The organism is Terriglobia bacterium (assembly GCA_020072645.1).
In the GTDB taxonomy this organism is placed as follows: Bacteria; Acidobacteriota; Terriglobia; order Terriglobales; family Acidobacteriaceae; genus Angelobacter.
Genome location: JAIQGK010000012.1, coordinates 448,803 through 466,969, shown reverse-complemented (window position 1 = coordinate 466,969; position 18,167 = coordinate 448,803). Strand labels below are relative to the sequence as shown.

General features: G+C 53.6%; 16 protein-coding genes. 11 read left to right on the top strand and 5 right to left on the bottom strand.

Features of this window, described 5'->3' with window-relative positions:
- Window positions 1–106 precede the first annotated feature (106 nt).
- From LAO76_18570 to LAO76_18550, 5 genes are all read left to right on the top strand, one after another.
- Window positions 107–1,435, top strand: a complete 1,329-nt coding sequence (locus LAO76_18570) for an amidohydrolase family protein (GenBank protein MBZ5492927.1) — start codon at window positions 107–109, stop codon at window positions 1,433–1,435.
- 67 nt (window positions 1,436–1,502) lie between these two features.
- The gene (locus LAO76_18565) at window positions 1,503–1,964 is read left to right on the top strand and encodes a DoxX family membrane protein (GenBank protein ID MBZ5492926.1); all 462 of its coding nucleotides are present in this window, start codon (window positions 1,503–1,505) and stop codon (window positions 1,962–1,964) included.
- Between the two features lie 197 nt (window positions 1,965–2,161).
- A complete protein-coding gene (locus tag LAO76_18560) occupies window positions 2,162–4,909 on the top strand; it encodes a PAS domain S-box protein (protein ID MBZ5492925.1) in 2,748 nt (915 codons plus the stop codon).
- Window positions 4,910–5,012: 103 nt separating this feature from the next.
- Window positions 5,013–7,262, top strand: coding sequence for a tRNA uridine-5-carboxymethylaminomethyl(34) synthesis enzyme MnmG (gene mnmG, locus LAO76_18555; GenBank protein ID MBZ5492924.1), 2,250 nt, complete (start codon window positions 5,013–5,015; stop codon window positions 7,260–7,262).
- 3 nt (window positions 7,263–7,265) lie between these two features.
- Window positions 7,266–7,805, top strand: coding sequence for a VOC family protein (locus tag LAO76_18550; protein ID MBZ5492923.1), 540 nt, complete (start codon window positions 7,266–7,268; stop codon window positions 7,803–7,805).
- Between the two features lie 13 nt (window positions 7,806–7,818).
- Here the strand turns inward: LAO76_18550 and LAO76_18545 are convergent, their stop codons facing one another.
- Complete coding sequence (locus LAO76_18545) at window positions 7,819–8,424, bottom strand: transglycosylase SLT domain-containing protein (GenBank protein ID MBZ5492922.1); 606 nt, start codon at window positions 8,422–8,424, stop codon at window positions 7,819–7,821.
- On the opposite strand from LAO76_18545, the gene LAO76_18540 reads away from it, so the two are divergent.
- Window positions 8,332–8,526, top strand: coding sequence for a hypothetical protein (locus LAO76_18540; GenBank protein ID MBZ5492921.1), 195 nt, complete (start codon window positions 8,332–8,334; stop codon window positions 8,524–8,526). The two genes, LAO76_18545 and LAO76_18540, sit on opposite strands and share 93 nt — an antisense overlap.
- Before the next feature lie 169 nt (window positions 8,527–8,695).
- Window positions 8,696–9,754, top strand: a complete 1,059-nt coding sequence (locus LAO76_18535) for a hypothetical protein (protein MBZ5492920.1) — start codon at window positions 8,696–8,698, stop codon at window positions 9,752–9,754.
- A 179-nt stretch (window positions 9,755–9,933) separates the two neighbouring features.
- Here the strand turns inward: LAO76_18535 and LAO76_18530 are convergent, their stop codons facing one another.
- Window positions 9,934–11,517 (bottom strand): acyl-CoA carboxylase subunit beta, encoded by a 1,584-nt coding sequence (locus LAO76_18530; GenBank protein MBZ5492919.1) that lies wholly within the window; start codon window positions 11,515–11,517, stop codon window positions 9,934–9,936.
- Between the two features lie 133 nt (window positions 11,518–11,650).
- Between LAO76_18530 and LAO76_18525 the strand changes: the two genes are divergently transcribed.
- Entirely contained in the window at window positions 11,651–12,646 is a 996-nt protein-coding gene (locus LAO76_18525; protein MBZ5492918.1) for a hypothetical protein, read from the top strand.
- A 63-nt stretch (window positions 12,647–12,709) separates the two neighbouring features.
- Here LAO76_18525 and LAO76_18520 read toward each other — a convergent pair whose 3' ends face one another.
- Together LAO76_18520 and LAO76_18515 are read right to left on the bottom strand one after the other, a co-directional pair.
- On the bottom strand, window positions 12,710–13,312 hold the full coding sequence (locus LAO76_18520) for a hypothetical protein (GenBank protein MBZ5492917.1): 603 nt from the start codon (window positions 13,310–13,312) through the stop codon (window positions 12,710–12,712).
- Window positions 13,313–13,353: 41 nt separating this feature from the next.
- Window positions 13,354–13,494, bottom strand: a complete 141-nt coding sequence (locus LAO76_18515; protein MBZ5492916.1) for a hypothetical protein — start codon at window positions 13,492–13,494, stop codon at window positions 13,354–13,356.
- Between the two features lie 377 nt (window positions 13,495–13,871).
- Between LAO76_18515 and LAO76_18510 the strand changes: the two genes are divergently transcribed.
- The 3 genes from LAO76_18510 (at window position 13,872) to LAO76_18500 (ending at window position 16,516) form a co-directional block, all read left to right on the top strand.
- Window positions 13,872–14,798: an alkaline phosphatase family protein gene (locus tag LAO76_18510; GenBank protein MBZ5492915.1), complete on the top strand. Its 927-nt coding sequence runs from the start codon at window positions 13,872–13,874 to the stop codon at window positions 14,796–14,798.
- A 502-nt stretch (window positions 14,799–15,300) separates the two neighbouring features.
- Window positions 15,301–15,564, top strand: coding sequence for a hypothetical protein (locus tag LAO76_18505; protein ID MBZ5492914.1), 264 nt, complete (start codon window positions 15,301–15,303; stop codon window positions 15,562–15,564).
- A gap of 118 nt (window positions 15,565–15,682) precedes the next feature.
- Complete coding sequence (locus LAO76_18500) at window positions 15,683–16,516, top strand: hypothetical protein (protein ID MBZ5492913.1); 834 nt, start codon at window positions 15,683–15,685, stop codon at window positions 16,514–16,516.
- A 169-nt stretch (window positions 16,517–16,685) separates the two neighbouring features.
- On the opposite strand, the gene LAO76_18495 is transcribed toward LAO76_18500, so the two are convergent.
- The gene (locus tag LAO76_18495; protein ID MBZ5492912.1) at window positions 16,686–17,657 is read right to left on the bottom strand and encodes an IS1595 family transposase; all 972 of its coding nucleotides are present in this window, start codon (window positions 17,655–17,657) and stop codon (window positions 16,686–16,688) included.
- Between the last annotated feature and the right edge of the window lie 510 nt (window positions 17,658–18,167).

The window sequence follows — 18,167 nt, the reverse complement described above, 5'->3', positions numbered from 1 at the left end:
CTTCTGCCTAGTAAAATCCATAAGCCATCTCAGCAAAACCAATTGCAAATTTAAGTTTCAAGGCGTATTTGTTATGAACTTAATCACTGAGAGGGTAGGAGTTCTTATGTTGAGCCGCAAAGCCGTTCTGTGCGTCATCCTGCTGTTCGCTTCAACTCTGGTAACAACCGCCAAGGCGCAAACAGCGCAGCCAAAGGGCAGCCCTGCTCCCGAGAAAGTGATTGCCATCCATGCCGCGAATTTGATTGATGGCGTATCGAACCAAGTCCGGCACAACGTGCTGGTTGTGATCAAAGGCAACAAGATTGAAAGCGTAACGAGTGGAGGCAATTCGCCGGCAGGAGCCACTGTTATCAATCTGCCTGCGGAGGTCACGGTTCTCCCGGGGCTGATCGATACCCATACCCACATTTTTCTTCAGGGTGAAGACCCCAAGGTTGAGAGCTACGATGACCAACTGTTGAAACATCCTTCATCCTACAGGGCCGCGCGGGCCGCCGTGTCGGCGCGGCGCGCACTGGAACAGGGATTCACCACGCTACGCGACCTTGAGACTGAAGGCGCAGGTTACGGCGACGTGGGAATCAAAGAGGCGATCAACAATGGCTTTATTCCAGGCCCGCGACTACTGGTGGTAACGCGCGCCATCTCCGTGACAGGCGGTTATCCGCTGGAAGGCTACAACCCTGACATTGTGGTACCGAAAGGCGCGCAGCTTGGCGATGGCCCTGTTGAGTTGCGCAAGATTACGCGCCAGCAACTGGAAAACGGCGCAGACTGGATCAAGGTTTACATGACGCACCGCTCATGGGTCGATAAGGAAGGCCATTTGGTTTCCCAACCCACATTGACTGTGGAAGAGCTGAAAGCCGTAGTGGATGAAGCGCATGGCCAGCAGAAGAAGGTTGCTTGTCACGCCTACAGCGGTATTGGCCTGCATCGGGCGTTGGATGGCGGGTGCGACTCCATTGAACACGGACTGTCCCTGGACGATGCCGCGATCGCGCAGATGCTCAAGCAGGGAACATGGTACGTGCCGACCCTTAGCGTTTACTACACAGATTGGTCGCCGGAAAATACTGAAGATGGAAAGCGTGATCGCGCGCGGGCCACTGAACATGAGGTCTCATTCAAGAAAGCATTGAAGGCCGGAGTGAAAATTGCTTTCGGAACGGATATGGGCGGTATTCCATGGACTGAGCCCATCGCAAATGAATTTGGTTTCATGGTCAAGTTCGGCATGTCGCCCATGGACGCCATCAAGTCCGCAACTTCCACGGCCGCCAATCTGCTGGACATGAAAGGCGATATCGGTGTGATTGCGCCAGGAGCATTTGCCGACATCATGGCGGTACAGGGTGATCCGCTCACAAACGTAGAAGCACTTAAGAGCGTGAAGTTTGTGATGAAAGACGGCAACGTATTTAAGCAGTAAAGCCGCGTTGAATCGGCGAGTCAACGAAATCGTTCATCTACAGGTTTGAGGAGAAAAGTCGATCAGCATGAAAAATACTGGCTCGTCATCTGCAACCATGGCAGTGGCACGGATTATCGTGGGCGTCATGTTTCTGTTCTTCGCCCAATACAAACTCGTGGGGCATGACTTTGCTCACGGTGGTTATGCGAAATATGTCACAGGATACGTCCAGGAAAGCGCCGTGCCCGCGTACAAGCCATTCCTGCGAGCGACGCTGAAGTATCCAACCGCCTCCGGCTATGCCGTTGGCGTGGCGGAGCTGCTGATTGGGCTTTCCATGGTGCTGGGCTTCTGGGTGCGTCCCTTTGCCATTGTAGGGGCATTGTTCATGGCCAACCTGCTACTTTCTACCTGGGTCCTTCCGCAAGGCGTTCCGATGTGGCGATATTTTGGCAATGAACTGGATAATATAGGACTTCTACTTTTGTTCCTGGTGTTTTTTGCCCACAACGCAGGAACCTCTCTCGGGCTCGACAAGGGGAAATAGGAACAATCGCGGTTACAATCCAACAACTCAATCCATTTGAGACGCATGGCCACGCTCAAGGCACAAGCACGCCCCCAAAGAGCCGGTAAAATATTGAAGAATATGGAGTTTGCAGGGGCCTTTCCAGCAGAGTCCGGAAGAAGCTTGTCTTAAAAGAAACAAAGGCGCAGCATGACAATAAGAGGAAGGAGAAGCCGATGACGAATAAGTCAGCAGAAGACGCACAGAAGTTCCTGGCATCCATCGTGGAAAATGCTGAAGACGCGATCATCGGGTGCACGCCGGACGCGACCATCGAGAGCTGGAACCAGGCAGCGGAAAAGCTGTTTGGTTATCGCGCTGAAGAAATCATTGGACAGAACATTGCCACACTAGCGATTGATGAGGCGATACCCGCGGTAAATGCTGTCATTGAGCGCATGAAGCGAGGCGAAACCGTACATCCTTTTGACGGCAGTGGCGTGACCAAGGACAGACGCCGGATTGAAATCAGTTGTTCCGCATCGCCGGTGAAAGATGCCGATGGAAAATTGATAGGCGTCGCGGCAATTTTAAGGGACGTAAGTGAGCGCAGGCGCGCCGACGAAGCGCGAGCTCTGCTGGCAGCGGTGGTTGAGTACTCTGAAGAGGGAATTATTGCCGTTTCACTGGACAAGAGGGTCTTGAGCTGGAACCGGGGCGCGCAGGCCATTTATGGATTTCCCGCGGAAGACATTCTTGGAGAATCTGTCTTCGCCACCATTATTCCGCCAGAGCGGGTAGATGAATACAACAGATGCTTCGCACGCGTGCTGGCAGGAGAGACACTGGTTCGATTCGAATCCGAGCGCCATCACAAAGATGGCCGCCGGGTTGACGTGTCCCTGACATATTGTCCAATCAAGAACCCGAAGGGAGAGGTCATCGGCGTTTCCGCGATCGCACGCGATATCACACAGGCCAAAGCTACGCAGCAGGCGCTACGTGAAGCGAACGAAAATTATCGCGCTCTTATCCAGACCATGCCAGACGTCATTTGGATGGTTGACAGCAATGACCAGATAAAATTTCTAAGCCCTAATACAGAGAAGGTTTTGGGGTACAGCGTGGAAGAATGTTACGCTCGCGGGCTCCCAATTCTCTTCGAATGCGTCCATCCGGATGAAGCCCAACAAGTCCTGGGCTCGTTCAGGTTGTTCTTTAACGAAGGCGCACCATTCGACATGGAGTTCCGCGTACGCCGCAAAGACGGAGAATGGCGCTGGGTCCATAACCGGGCCATCCAGACATTTGAAAAAGACGGCTTGCGGTATGCCAGTGGGCTAGTGACGGACATTACCCAGCGCAAAGCAGCCGAGGAATCGCTGCGCGAATCGGAACAGCGCTACCGGCTCCTGTTTGAGCGCAACCTGGCGGGCGTATTTCGGTGTTCGCAGGTAGGAAGCTTTCTTGATTGCAATGACGCGGGCGCCAAAATTCTTGGTTATGATTCGCGCGAAGACCTGATTGGCCGCTCCGTGTTGGACGTATTTTTCGATCTTGCCGACAAGAACGTTGCCGACCAGAGAATGGCCAAGTACGGAACTGCTTCCAACCAGGAGTTGTCTCTCCGTCGCAAGGATGGAAGTTCGGTCTGGGTAATGGCCAACACCACCATGATTCCCGGCGCTGCCGGGACTGAAATTGAAGGGACATTTCTGGACATCACTTTGCTCAAGCAGGCGGAAGAGCAAATGCGCATGGCCAAGGAAGCCGCGGAATCCGCCAACCGGGCAAAGAGTGAGTTCCTGGCGAATATGAGCCATGAAATTCGCACGCCAATGAACGGCGTGATAGGAATGATTGACCTGGCCCTCGATACCGATCTTACTCCCGAGCAGCGCGATTACCTGGCAACCGTAAAAAGCTCGGCTGGCGCATTGCTCGAAATCATCAATGACATTCTTGATTTTTCAAAGATTGAAGCGCGCAAGCTGGAATTGGAACGCGTCCCCTTCAGCGTAAGAGAGGTTGTAAAAGCGACAGTCAAAGAATTTTCCGTTCAGGCCAGGAACAAGCAGCTGTCTCTGCAAACCCATTTCTCGGCGGACTTGCCTGACATCGCAATCGGCGATCCCGGACGCCTGCGGCAAATATTGATGAACCTTGTTGGCAATGCGGTGAAGTTCACCGACAAGGGAGAGGTCATTGTAAGCGTAATAAAACTGCACGGCGAAACACTTCAATTCAGCGTGAGCGATACGGGAATCGGAATCTCCGAGGACAAGCAAAAAACGATTTTTGAAGCCTTTGTACAGGCGGATACTTCCTCCACCCGCCAATACGGAGGTACGGGACTGGGTTTGGCGATCGTTACGCAATTGGTTGCGCTCATGCAAGGCCGCATATGGCTGGAGAGCAAACCCGGCAATGGCAGCACGTTTTACTTTACGGCTCGCTTCGGTCAAGCTGCCGCGACCCCGGTCATAGACACGATGCAGGCTCGCGAAGAGCGCATGGCGGCAGTTCCAACCAGGAAGCTCCATATCCTGATTGCCGACGATAACCTGGTGAACCTCCGACTGGCCCGGAGTCTGTTGGCAAAGCAAGGCCATTCTGCCGTGGCTGTGGGTAGTGGACGAGAGGCTCTGGCCGCACTGGAGCAACAAAGTTTTGATTTGGTCCTGATGGACGTGCAGATGCCCGATATGGACGGCTTTGAGGCTACCAAAGTCATACGCGCCCACGAACAAATCTCCCACAAACATCTGCCGATTGTCGCCATGACCGCCCATGCCATGATCGGAGACCGTGAGCGCTGCCTGGCCGCAGGCATGGATGCCTATGTGACAAAGCCCGTAGATGCCGCAAAGCTGTTCATCGCCATCAAGGATGCTCTTCCCAAAGATTCGGCTTCAAACCCTTCTCAGTCCGAAAGCACGCCTCTACGCGCGCAAGCGCCACAGACAATTGATCTGGATCACTAAACAACCGTCCTTCGCATGATTACTGGCGCTTAAGTCCGGTGCGCGCTGCGAACGGGCATGTGCCAGCGGGGAAAGGCTGCGGCCTGTAAAATAGAGTCAGTCAATGGTGCATTTCACTGAACAATACGATGTAGTGGTTGTCGGCGCAGGCCATGCCGGCTGCGAAGCCGCGATGGCCGCCGCCCGCATGGGACTTAAGACCGCGCTTTTTACGCTGAATGTGGACTTAATCGCGCAAATGTCATGCAATCCTGCTGTCGGCGGGATCGCCAAAGGACACCTGGTCCGCGAGGTGGACGCGCTGGGCGGGATCATGGGCGAAGTCACGGACGCCGTAGGTATTCAGTTCCGCCTGCTCAACACTTCACGCGGGCCGGCGGTGTGGTCACCGCGCGCACAATGTGACAAGCAGCAATACCGGCTCAAGATGCGTGAAGTGCTGGAGAGCCAGCCGAATCTGTTTATCAAGCAGGCTGAAGTGGCCGAGCTGATAATTGAAGACACCGAGGACTCACCGCGGAGGCGCGGAGACGCGGAGAAAAACAATTCTGGGGAAAATCATCGGGGGATCGGATCCGGAACATTCAACCACGAATCATCAGCACAATTAGATTCCTCCGTGTCTCCGTGCCTCCGTGGTAGGTTCGCCGTTGCACGTGGCATCAAACTCCGCGACGGGCGCACGGTAGGCGCGCAGGCCGTCATCGTCACTACCGGAACTTTCCTCAATGGGCTGATCCATTGCGGCGAGCAAACATATCCTGCCGGACGCAGTGGTGAACCACCATCGCAGCTTCTGGGCGAATCGCTCAAGCTGTTGGGTCTGCGCGGATGCAGGCTTAAGACCGGGACGCCGCCGCGCCTCGATGGCCGTAGCATTGACTGGGCGCGCTTTGAAGTGCAACCGGGCGACGCCGATCCCACGCCTTTCAGCTTCCGCACAAAGAGAATCACGCAGAAGCAGGTGCCCTGTTATATCGCGTTCACCACGGCGGAGACGCACCGCATCATCGCTGAGAACGTTCATCGCTCGCCCATGTATTCCGGACAGATCCAGAGCATTGGCCCACGGTATTGTCCAAGCATTGAAGACAAGATCGTCAAATTTCCGGACAAGACCACGCACCAACTTTTTCTAGAGCCGGAAGGCCTGAACACACATGAGATTTATGTCAACGGCATGAGCACATCCCTGCCGATTGACGTGCAACTTGCGATTGTCAAATCAATTCCCGGTCTGGAAAAGGCGGAGATGCTGCGGCCGGGATATGCCATCGAATACGACTCTATTGATCCAACCGAGCTTGAGCGCACGCTGGAAACCAAGAAGATCGATCGCCTATTCCTTGCCGGACAGATCAATGGGACCTCCGGCTATGAGGAAGCGGCCTGCCAGGGGCTGATGGCAGGTATCAATGCACCGTTGAAGATCAAAGGCGAGCCGCCGCTGGTGCTGGACCGCACAGAAGCCTACACGGCCATCCTGATTGACGACCTCATCAGCAAAGGGACCAACGAGCCTTACCGGATGTTCACTTCACGCGCAGAGTTCCGGCTGCATTTGCGCATTGATAATGCTGACCGTCGCCTCACGCCGCATGGCCGCCGCATCGGCCTGATCAACGACCAGGCATGGGCAGATTATCAGGCCAAGGAGAATCGCGCACAAAAGCTTGCGGCGTTGCTTGAAAAGACGCGCGTCAGCGGCGAGATGCTGGAGAAGATCGGCCGGACGCAGCAGGAGAGGGTGGCCGTGCTTGCATCGAAATTGAATGAGATTGAGGGTGAGGCCGAATCAATGGAGGTCTCTCCAACTGCTGCAAACGGAAATAATCTTTCTAGCGCGCTCGGGTCGACGCTGGCGCAATTGCTGAAACGGCCAGAGATTGTGATTGAAGACCTGGCGGGCGTAGTGGCGGAAGTCTATACGGAGTATTTTGTCGAGATCGCGTTGTTAACTGAAACCGAAAATCCATCACGGAGACACGGAGACACGGAGGAAAACCGGTCTGAAAATGGTCCTGATTCACGGCCGAAACTCTCCACGGCCGCGCGCAATGAAATGAAGACCGTCGAGACGGAAATCAAATACGCCGGTTATCTTGACCAGCAACGTAAGTCCATTGAGCGACTGAAGAAGGCCGAGCAGCGGGTCATTCCTGACTGGTTCGATTACGGCAAGGTGAGCGGCCTTTCGCGAGAGATGAATGAGAAACTCCAGCGCGTCCGTCCCCGCACACTGGGCCACGCCTCGCGCATTCCCGGGGTAACCCCGGCTGCGGTTTCGCTCATTCATGTCTATATTGAAATTCAGGGCAAGCGGTTTGCGCAGGCCCAACAGAACCCCAGCTAAGTTATGGCGACGGGAAAGAAAAGCAATCCGATCGATCCTGAAGTGCGCATTGGCCATGTGCACTTGAAAGTCGCTAACCTGGAACGCGCCATAGGATTTTACAGGGACGTGCTTGGGTTTGAGCTGATGCAACGTATGGGCGACCAGGCTGCATTCCTCTCGGCCGGCGGCTATCACCATCACATTGCTCTCAACACGTGGGAGAGCCTCGATGGTCCGCCTCCTCCGTTCGGCACAACCGGCCTTTACCATCACGCCATCGTCTATCCCAGTCGGGCGGCATTGGCAGACGCGCTGCGGCGCTTGATCGCAGCCGGAATCGGCCTTGAAGGCGCTGCCGATCACGGCGTAAGCCAATCGCTTTACCTGCGCGATCCTGACGGGAATGGAGTGGAATTGTACGTTGATCGTCCTAGAGAGACATGGCCACGCACGCCGGATGGCAAGCTGGCCATGTACACGCGACACCTGGATCTGAGAGGGCTGCTGGCGGAATTGCCGGCCAACGAGGCAAACGAGCTTCCAACAACCAGAGACCTTTAACCAAGTTGCCGGTCTACGACTGCGAATCCCATCCCGCATTCTGGAAAAATCCGGCGCGGTTCAGAACATCCTTTGAGTAGTTCCTACCGGTGGTGAAAAAATCCACGTCATGGCTTTCACTTATCGCGGTGAGAACGTTTCCTGCGCCGCAGTTATAAGCAGCAATCGCTGCCTGAAGCAGGTCGCGCCCGGTAAGGGACGTTTTTCTTCCCAGCAGATCCAGATTTGATTTCAACACGCTACAGCCAGTATTGATATTGGCTTCAGGGTCTTGCCAGTTGCCGTTGCGGGCAAAGGGAAAAGCATCAAAATCAATCTGCATCAACCCGCGGCCATATCCTCCCCCGTCGGGTGGTAATGCGCCTGTCCGGAATGCGGTAGGAAACCTGCGCGGCCCAAAGTCTCCCGTGCCCGCCGGCCCGGGTGAGCGATTGATAAGGCCCCACCTTGATTCACGCGAACCAATACCGCCGATCACAACCGGATCGACACGGTATTCTGCTGGCGCACAATGAAATGAAGACCGATTCCTGATTGGTTTGACTACGGCAAAGTCAGCGGTCTTTCGCGCGAGATGAATGAAAAGTTGCAACGAGTCCGCCCACGCACGCTCGGCCACGCGTCGCGCATTCCAGGCGTAACGCCGGCTGCGGTTTCGCTGATCAACGTCTACATTGAGATACAGGCGAAGCGCTTTGCTTCTTCGCAAAGCCTGGGATAATTCAAGTTAGTCCATCGAAAAGCTCACTGACTTGACTTTATTATTACAGCATCACTCATCGTCGTGACATGCATCACTTTCGGGACCACTCCACAGTACGAAGATAAGTAAGCCGCCAGCTGAGCAATCACTGAAGCGCGGCGGAACACAATGAAACGTTGGCCAAACGTTGAAAACTAGAACCCCATGGATCCCCGATGCTCCCATTCTCATCTCACAAGCGGCGACGGCCGCACCTCTAGCGTCGCATTCCGACGCCGGTCCGGCCAATATTGAAGACGCAATTGCCGAGGTGTTGAAATGGGATTACACCGTGCAGTTCGCGCACAATTTTGCGTTGCGGGACGAGTTGTATTTAGACGTTATCTTCAACGCAGATCCAGCCGGGCCCAACATGGAACAGCTGGCGGCGAACAGCGGGCTTCTACTGGAGCACTTTTTTATCGAGCTGCCCGACGAGATAGAAATGATGCGGCTGTCCGGGCGAAACCAATCCGGTGGTCCCCCGTCGCAATGGCCAGTTGTCACCGTGCAGGATCAAGTCTGGGATCACCAAAGCGACTCGCCGGCTGACCACGTTCTCAAGGATGAGAAAGAATGGTGGCAAGTCAGCCACTGCTTTGAGAATGTCGAGGATCCTCTCTCGTTTTTTGGCCACATGACCTTGATATGGCGCAACCTGGACTTCCGCCAGAGGCGGACCGCCAATTTGAGCTTGTTTGTAAAACAGATCGTGAAGATCGTTGCTGACGGCGAGACCAAGGAGTCTATCTATCAATCACATGTAAGTCGTTTTTTAAGTCCGGTAGCTCCACTGTTGCAATGCGGACAGACCCGAGCGCTGACACCAGCTGCCACTCTCGCGCAAACGCTGCAAGACATATTCAAGGTTATTGCACCGACTCAGGAGTTAGACTGCCATCTGAGAGTTGTACTTCTGTATGAGCACCAACTGGCCGGTCCCGTACTTCCAGTCGTGATGCCGGTGTCGCTGGTGGACTGGATTCCAATCGATCCCAGTTCAGTACCGGCAATAGCGTCGATGATCGCACAGAAAGCGGCAGCTTGGTACAAGGTGACTGCGCCTTCAACTGCCGGTGCGGCGTTGACCATGCGACTGACGCTGTTCGGAACCTTCGGGCACCAGCAGCTTCCACTTGTCCAAATAGATGCGATATCCATCCTCGGCGTCCCCAAGGAGCCAGAGTGGTGGAACGGCCCGGCCTAGGAAGGCACTTGACTACGAGGAGTTGAGGAATGCGATTTGGGGAAAGTCGCACTCCCAAAGTTTATCGAGATTTCTTTTGCTTCAGGGTTCAATAAAAATCCGAGTTATTCCGCGTAATCCGCGATAAGCGTCCCGCTGCTATAGGAGTTCCTTGCGCTCAGGGGACAAAACATGAGAGCTCACAGCGGAATATTCGCATGCTTCTTCGGCGGATTCTTGTCGCGCTTGTTCTGGAGCATTTCCAGCGCGTCAATCAGCTTTTTACGCGTTTCCTGCGGACGAATCACGGCGTCAATATAGCCGCGTTCGGCGGCAACGTAAGGGCTGGCAAAGCGGTCGCGGAATTCTTCAATCTTTTCATTGCGCGCCCTGGCAATGACTTCAGCTTTTTCTTTCTCTGATTTCGCTGAAAGCGCCGCGCGCTCCAGCTCGCGCTTGTACACAATGTTGACCGCTCCTTCTGCTCCCATCACCGCGATTTCCGCCGTGGGCCACGCATAATTCACGTCCGTACGGATGTGCTTGGATGACATGACGCAATATGCGCCGCCATAAGCTTTGCGCGTGATTATGGTGATCTTGGGGACCGTGGCTTCAGCAAAGGCAAACAACAACTTTGCGCCGTGGCGGATGATGCCGCCGTACTCCTGCTGCGTCCCGGGGAGAAATCCGGGGACATCTTCAAATGTGATCAGCGGAATGTTAAAGGCATCGCAAAAGCGCACAAACCGCGCGCCTTTTACTGACGCATTGATATCGAGCACGCCAGCCAGAAACGCGGGTTGATTGGCTACGATCCCCACGGAACGGCCATTCAGGCGGGCGAATCCCACGACGATGTTTTTTGCGTAGTGCTCATGCACTTCAAAGAAGTAACCGTCATCCACCACGCGCGTGATCACATCTTTCATGTCATAAGGCTGGCTGGATTCAACCGGGACCACGGTCTGCAGCTCGGAATCCGCACGGTCAATGGGATCGGTGCATTCGCGGCGGGGCGGATCGTCGAGATTATTGGAAGGAATAAACCCGAACAGTTCGCGCACCATCGAGAGACATTCGGCATCGTCATGCGCCATAAAATGCGCCACGCCGGAAGTTTCATTGTGCGTTCCCGCGCCGCCAAGCTCGTCTTTAGTGACCTCTTCATGCGTCACGGTCTTAATCACGTCCGGGCCGGTCACGAACATATAAGAAGTTTTGTCCACCATCAGGATGAAATCTGTAATGGCAGGCGAATACACCGCTCCGCCTGCGCACGGGCCCATGATGGCGGAAATTTGCGGGATCACGCCGCTGGCCAGCGTGTTGCGCAGAAAAATATCGGCATAGCCGGCCAGAGACATCACACCTTCCTGAATGCGCGCGCCGCCGGAATCATTCAGCCCGATCACCGGCGCGCCAACCTTCATCGCGGTGTCCATGATCTTTACGATCTTGCCGGCATTGGCCGCTGAAAGCGATCCGCCGAACACGGTGAAATCCTGGGCAAAAACAAATACCAGCCGGCCTTCAATGCGGCCATAGCCGGTAACAAAGCCGTCACCATACACTTTGTTCTGCTCCATGCCAAAGTCCGTGCAGCTGTGCGTGACCATCTTGTCGAATTCCTCAAAGGTGCCTTCATCCAGCAGGAATTCAATGCGCTCACGCGCGGACATCTTGCCTTCTTTGTGCTGGCGCTCCTGTCGTTCCTTGCCGCCCCCGGCTTCAGCCAGCGAATCACGGCGCTTAAGCTCTTCAATCTTCTGTTCCAGGTCCATGAGATGGAATTATAGGGGAAACCCCAACCTTGAAGTATTTCTGATCATGCGACATCCAATGAATTAGCGAAAAAGTTACTGATCGGTTCCGGAACAAAGCAGAGTAGAATCGCGAAGATCAGGAGGGCCGTCCATGCCTTCATCGCAGAAGCCTTCACCCACATTTCGGCTTGGGCCGGGAATTGTTTTGACCATTCTTGCAATGATCGCCGTTCCCGCGGCCATAACGCTCAACAGAGTTCGCGATGCGGGTTCCATCACGATCACCAGCGCTGATCCTACACCGCAAGGGTATACATGGAGTTTGCTGCTGTTTGTTGTTCCGATTATCGTGATCGCCGGCTGGCTCTTTCCACAGGAACGCATCAGGCTTCCCAAGAGTGCTTTTTGGAGAACGATTTCAATCCTGGTTCCGCTTGGCTTCGCTCTGGATTTTTTCTTTGCTCATAAGTTCTTTGTGTTTCCCAATCGCCATGCCACGCTGGGAATTGGCGCACCCGCATTGGGCGGTCCGGTACCGATTGAAGAATACCTGTTCTACTTCTCAGGTTTCATCGCCATCCTTCTGATCTACATTTGGCTCGACGAGTTCTGGCTTGCTGCTTACAACATTCCCGACTACGCGGAGGAAGCAAAAGGGAAATCGAGGCTGCTGGTGTTTCATCCAACCTCGGCTGTATTGGGTGCGCTGCTGGTGGGGACTGCCATTCTTTACAAAAAGATGTTTTCACCGGAACCTGTCGGTTTCCCTGGTTATCTGACCGTGCTGATTGCAGGCGGGCTCATTCCGGCAGTAGGTTTCTATCCGACGGTGAAAGCATCCATCAACTGGCGCGCTTTTAGTCTGGTGCTGTTATACGTTCTGCTGGTTAGCCTGGTTTGGGAAGCCACGCTGGCTCTGCCATACGGTTGGTGGGGATATCAACCGAAGCAGATGCTTGGCTTGTCGGTAAAGGCGTGGTCGAACCTGCCTCTTGAAGCCGTTTGCGTCTGGATTGCGGTGACTTACGGCACCACAATTACGTTTGAAGTAGTAAAACTCTGGTTGGCTTCCCAAAAGCCAGCCAGGGAAGCGTTCTTCGGCGCCAGAAAAATCCGGCCAAAAGCAGAAGCCGCATCAGCCAGATAGGTGGCACATAGATTGGCGGTTCACAGGTAAAGGCAGCCATCACAAGAGCGCATCGCGCCATTACTACAGTGTGTTGCCTGGCTCCCAGCGCCAGCGTTTCTTCTTGGCTTCCCACCACAAGGCGGAATCCATTATTTGCGACTCCAGGGCCTTGATGACAAAGATGGGCGGCTTCTTTTTGCTGATGAGCATTCGCCCGACTTCAAACGTATCAAACGGAACGTTGATCAGGACGAACTTTGCTTTTGGCGTTGCAGCATGCCAGGCTTCTTTGCCGCTGCCAAATATCACCAGGAAATGATGCGTGTGCCCCGGATCAGCGCTAAACGTGGATGTAATTTTGGGATTTCCAAAGCCGAAATAAGCGTGGTAAGGGTCGGCCACATCGTATTTGAAAGCAAAAGAATCGGGCAGCGGATCTTTGCTATCGGCCACGATCGCGACATCTTCGACGCCATCGCCGTCAAAATCCGCCGTGATCAGCGGCGGAGAAAACTTTGCCGGAAGCGTAAACGTATCGCCGAACTGCTGCTTTACGATCGCGGCAAGCTGCGTTTGATCGGCGCTGGCTGCCGGGGCCTTCGGTGCAGCCGGCTGGCTGGTCTGCGGCGATTGCGCAGCCGCGACGCACGCGGCCAGCAGCAGGAATTTGCCCAGAAACTTCATGAGCAAAGTCTATCGCTTTTCAGCACCGAATGCGCCGCGAATTAGCTGTTTGAATCCTGCTCGCCAATAGCTGCCAGGCGCTGTTTGCGGCTCATCCACGCCTGCCAGATGGTCATTGTGGTTCCAGTCGCCAGCGCGGCAAAGAGCAGCACCACTACCGGTAGAGGAAGGTAAAAGTACATGCTAAGAATCCAGAGAACGAGTAATGCCAATGTGATTAACATGATTTTCCAGGTTCCTAAGATGCGCCATTTGAGGACGGCGCATCTTTCCAGCTATGTAGGATGGAGAATGCAAGCTGCGAGTTAGCCCGCAACTCCGGTCTTATTCGATTTTTATCTGCAAACGCACGTTGACTATCTTTTGCGGATCTCAATCTGTTCAATCATCTTCCACGCCCGCTTGTGTCCAAGGACCTTCACCACCGTATCGGCAATAAACTGATGGACAGGCCTCAAAGAGCATCTTCCTACCCAAACAACCTAGTCTAGGTCGTTAAGACCACGTCCTAAGGTTGGCCGGCATCTAAAAACGGGTGCTCCACAGGAGATTCAATTTGATGCGCTGCAAAATTACACCTCTTTTCCTCTTGGTTTTTCTTGCGGTAATGGTTGGATGCGGAGGTGTAAACCACGTAGGCGGCCCACCCACACCCACGCCCAGCACGACGGCCATCCCTGCGGCAGACCATGTTTTTCTGGTTGTGCTGGAGAACCACGCAGCTGCCCAGGTGATCGGCAATTCATCAATGCCGTTCCTGAATTCTTTGGCCACAGCGCATTCGCATGCGGCAAATTATTTTGCCAACACGCATCCTTCAATCGGCAATTACTTCATGCTGACCACGGGAAATGTTGAGACCAACGACGATTCCTTTCCCGGCGCCATTAGCTCAGACAATGTTGCACAAGCTCTGACCAGCGCGGGCAAGACCTGGAAGGCCTACATGCAGAGCCTGCCTTCACCCGGCTATACCGGTGGTGACGTATATCCCTATTTCAAGCACCACAATCCATTTGCGTACATGCAGAGCGTCCTGGGATCCCAGACCGCTAACCTTGTTCCTGTCACCCAGCTTTCAGCAGACGCCGCTGCGGGCACGCTTCCAAGTTTTGCTTTCATCGCGCCCAACGCGGAAAACGACGCACATGATTGCCCAAGCGGTGGCCCGCTTTGTACCGATGATGCGAAGCTTTCCGCCGCCGATAGCTGGCTCAGCAACAACATCGGCCCTTTGATCAATTCACCCGCTCTGGCTAACAGCGTGTTCATTATTGTCTTTGATGAATCGCTGGCCATTGACGTGATCAATGGCGGCGGCAACGTGGCCTGGGTAATAGCGGGTTCGCATGTAAAAACGGGCTTTAAGTCCACCAGGTTCTATCAACACCAAAGCACTTTGCGGCTGGTCCTGGATCTTTTGCGCGTAACGGACCATCCCGGCAATTCGGCCACGGCGGCCACGATGGAGGAATTCTTCCAGTAAAAACTCATTCCACCCCCTTCCGGCTTCGCCCTTCTGGGCTGGGCAGGCCACGGTTTCACCCTCGATTGTTTGCAGCAACGCCAAAGAACTGTTCTCTGCACCTCGGCTTTACCGATGCGGCTTTGGCTGTTCACAAATTTTCAAAGATCGTATCTTGACCTGCCGCCTCGGCGGCTTTCACTTGACACTTTTGGGCGGTTTCAGCCTGGTGCAATCCGAAAAGGTCTGATCCGAGAAGCCGGAACCCAAAAAGCAAAAAGTTACTTTCTGGTTAACTTTCCATCCTCCCCTACCCCCTCCCCTGATATCCCACCCCATCGGCACTAACATACTTGACACAGTGCCGAATTTTGTCACAAGATATTTCCAGCCGTGACAGGGTTTTCGCTATTTTTTTGTTGCTGACTCTCTGTGGGTGCGCTACAAGAGAGACGGGCCACGCCGATGTTATCAGCATCGACGCAGCCCTAACCACAAATCACCTTCCTAGAAAGGCGAATCCATGGCTGTCTCTAAGCGTACCAAAAAGCAAGCCTACAGGCGCGTTCTGGCCTTCCCGCAAGCCAAAGGCAAGATCATTGAGCGCGTCGAACTGGACGTTACCCCCGAATACTTCCTCATTGACATCCGTTTCAAGGACAAGACCGCTCTTACCTTCGATCTTGAGCCGTATGTCATGGTCTACCCTGAATTTGCGAATTGGGGCACCGGAGAATACAAACCGCTCAAACGCTGGCGACCTGTTCACAGCAGATCGTCGCGCTGAAAATCTGTCCAACATCAAACCAGAACCCGCCGAAAGGCGGGTTTCTCCGTCTGCGCTTGCTTATGGAGGCAATGGCGGGGATGATTATGGCCGCAGAGTGTGGAGCCTCTGGGACATTATGAATGAATTTAATGTTGCTGATCTAGTGGATTTGTTTGAGCGTATGCTGCTCCTCGAAACCGACTTTGTTAGATATGGTGAGGTTGTAGGAGCGGAGCCGGATGAAGGAGAGGTAAACACGGCGCTTTCGATATTGACAGAAGCACAAAAATATTGCGAAGCCGAAAGATTTGAAGCTGCGCATGAAATTATCAATCGAACAGTGGTCGGCTTTGAGTTCCGCAAGAGAGATTATTCCGCTATGTCTACGGAATTGAGACACGCGCGAGAAGCGATTGTGGATGAAATAACAAAGATCACCTTTGTTATGGTGGATACAAAGCGCGCACCGTGCCCTGGATACACCGAATTGCTGGGGCTGGAAGTCATTAACGCATTCCCGCACACGATAGAGGACATCATGGAAGCGTCAAGCTGTTTGATTGCCGATTGCAATACTGCCGCCGTGTTTCATTTGATGCGGGTAGTCGAATGGGGATTAAGGGCACTCTGTGTTCATCTAGGTCTGCGTCGAGTGCGCCGACACACAAAAACGGGCCGGATAAAATACACTCCAATCCCCTATACCGACTGGGAAACGATGCTTAATCAGCTACAGGATAAGGTTGACTCTAAGATCAATAAGATGAAACGAGGCAAGCGCAAACAGGCGGCACAAGAATTTTACTATCCGGTATTGCAGGACATTCGCGGCATTCGCGATGCGTGGCGAAATCATGTGATGCATACGCGAGCTATTTATATCAAGGAAGAAGCTGATGCCATTCTTGCCCACGTCAAAAGACTGATGGCACTTTTAGCCGGTAAGCTTTCCGAGGTCAAAGAGCAATGAAAGAAAAGACTGAATTTGAAAAATTCTCAAGCCTAACGAAACGCCTCTTGTCAGTCCCGAAAGCAGAGATCGACAAGAGGCACAAGAAATGGGAACAGAAAAAGGACCGAAAACAGAAGGCTAAGAAAACCAGCGGACGCGGCGTTTCCCGCGATTCTGGCGGCGATACTTAGTTGGCTTGCGCCCCGAATTGCGTCGCACGGCCAATCAGTTGTTCGTAGGTTACGCGCTTGCCTAGCAGGTTATCAGTGACCATTGCGAAACGGTCAAAGTCAGAGATGAATTTCTTTTTGGTCGCACGATTGTTGTAACGAAATACCTGCTCATCGAGGTAACGGAAAAGATGGAACGGCTCAACGGAAATATAGGTGCCTTTCAATCCGCGTTTTACGAGGCTCCAGAAGTTCTCCAGCCCATTAGTGTGTACCTGCCCGTTAACGTACTCTTTGGCATGGTCAACAATTCCGTGAGCGTATTCCTTATCCAACCCCCAATAGGAATGACAATCATCGGTAGACAGGCAAGAACCAAACTCGACGTTATCTTTTACCAGAGCATGAAGAGTGTGACGCTCTCTGTTCTCAAGAATCTGAGTTCTGACTTTGCCCTCACGCTCCAAAATACCGCCGACGATAACTTTATTGGCACCACCTTTTGGCATTCCGGGCTGAGTCATTTTGGCGCGTTGTTTCTTGTGCATGAAGCGGGCCTTACCGCCGATGAAGGTTTCGTCAACTTCGACGTGCCCTTGAAATTTTCCCGCATCTTCATCCTGCATTGCGAGTCTGATTCTGTGAAGCATGAACCATGCGGTTTTTTGAGTCACGCCGATTGCACGGTGAATCTCGTAAGAGGAAACGCCATTCTTGCAGTTGGCAACCATCCATGCAGCGGTGAGCCACTTGTCGAGGCCAATGGGACTGTCCTCAAATATGGTTCCTACCTTAATGCTGAATTGTTTCTTGGGGTGTTTGGTTTTGCACTCCCAAATGCGGCGAGTCGGAATGAATTTAACATCCTTGCTTCCGCAAGTTGGACAGACAACACCATCGGGCCAACGCTGCGCCACAAGATGATTCAGGCAGTTGTCGAGATCGGCGTAGAAGATGATTGCGGCTTGCAGGGTCATAGGCTGTTTCATAGCAAGACCAGAATACCGGAAACTTGTTACTGTGTCAAGTATATTAATGCCCACCCCATCCCAGTTTGGCGTAGGTTTATCCCACTCGCCTCCGGGGAATCCATCCCAATCGGAGAATCCGGTGGCGAACCGATGAAAATTTACCACTTTACAAACATCCATGCGGCATATTAACCCTCTTGAGCCTGCGAATCAATTGCGAAACAGGTCATTGTTCTTTTTCGCGTGAGCTGGATGGGTATGGTTCGCTGCCTACTGCGGCTTCGCCTAAAAGCTGAGGCACACCATTGCCCTAAGATGGAAGCTTGGTGGAGGCGTCGCTTCAACATGAAGCGAAGGCGACTGCGCACAGCGGAGCGACCCACGTCGTACTGCTCAAGCATCGCTGTAGAACGATTCGCACCAACAACATTGATCAAGTCAAACGGAGGTGAAGCACGCGTTCAGGCTTTCATGCCTGCGGGAAGCGTTCCCGGTCCACATCCATTTCACCCCCACGACGCGCTATCC

Excerpts from the sequence above, each read along its gene's own strand:
- mnmG (MBZ5492924.1), top strand. The coding sequence starts at position 5,013 with ATGGTGCATTTCACTGAACAATACGATGTAGTGGTTGTCGGCGCAGGC.
- LAO76_18520 (MBZ5492917.1), bottom strand. The coding sequence starts at position 13,312 with ATGAAGTTTCTGGGCAAATTCCTGCTGCTGGCCGCGTGCGTCGCGGCT.
- LAO76_18500 (MBZ5492913.1), top strand. The coding sequence starts at position 15,683 with ATGAATGAATTTAATGTTGCTGATCTAGTGGATTTGTTTGAGCGTATG.
- LAO76_18505 (MBZ5492914.1), top strand. The coding sequence starts at position 15,301 with ATGGCTGTCTCTAAGCGTACCAAAAAGCAAGCCTACAGGCGCGTTCTG.
- LAO76_18530 (MBZ5492919.1), bottom strand. The coding sequence starts at position 11,517 with ATGGACCTGGAACAGAAGATTGAAGAGCTTAAGCGCCGTGATTCGCTG.
- LAO76_18565 (MBZ5492926.1), top strand. The coding sequence starts at position 1,503 with ATGAAAAATACTGGCTCGTCATCTGCAACCATGGCAGTGGCACGGATT.
- LAO76_18525 (MBZ5492918.1), top strand. The coding sequence starts at position 11,651 with ATGCCTTCATCGCAGAAGCCTTCACCCACATTTCGGCTTGGGCCGGGA.
- LAO76_18515 (MBZ5492916.1), bottom strand. The coding sequence starts at position 13,494 with ATGTACTTTTACCTTCCTCTACCGGTAGTGGTGCTGCTCTTTGCCGCG.
- LAO76_18570 (MBZ5492927.1), top strand. The coding sequence starts at position 107 with ATGTTGAGCCGCAAAGCCGTTCTGTGCGTCATCCTGCTGTTCGCTTCA.
- LAO76_18495 (MBZ5492912.1), bottom strand. The coding sequence starts at position 17,657 with ATGAAACAGCCTATGACCCTGCAAGCCGCAATCATCTTCTACGCCGAT.
- LAO76_18560 (MBZ5492925.1), top strand. The coding sequence starts at position 2,162 with ATGACGAATAAGTCAGCAGAAGACGCACAGAAGTTCCTGGCATCCATC.
- LAO76_18510 (MBZ5492915.1), top strand. The coding sequence starts at position 13,872 with ATGCGCTGCAAAATTACACCTCTTTTCCTCTTGGTTTTTCTTGCGGTA.
- LAO76_18550 (MBZ5492923.1), top strand. The coding sequence starts at position 7,266 with ATGGCGACGGGAAAGAAAAGCAATCCGATCGATCCTGAAGTGCGCATT.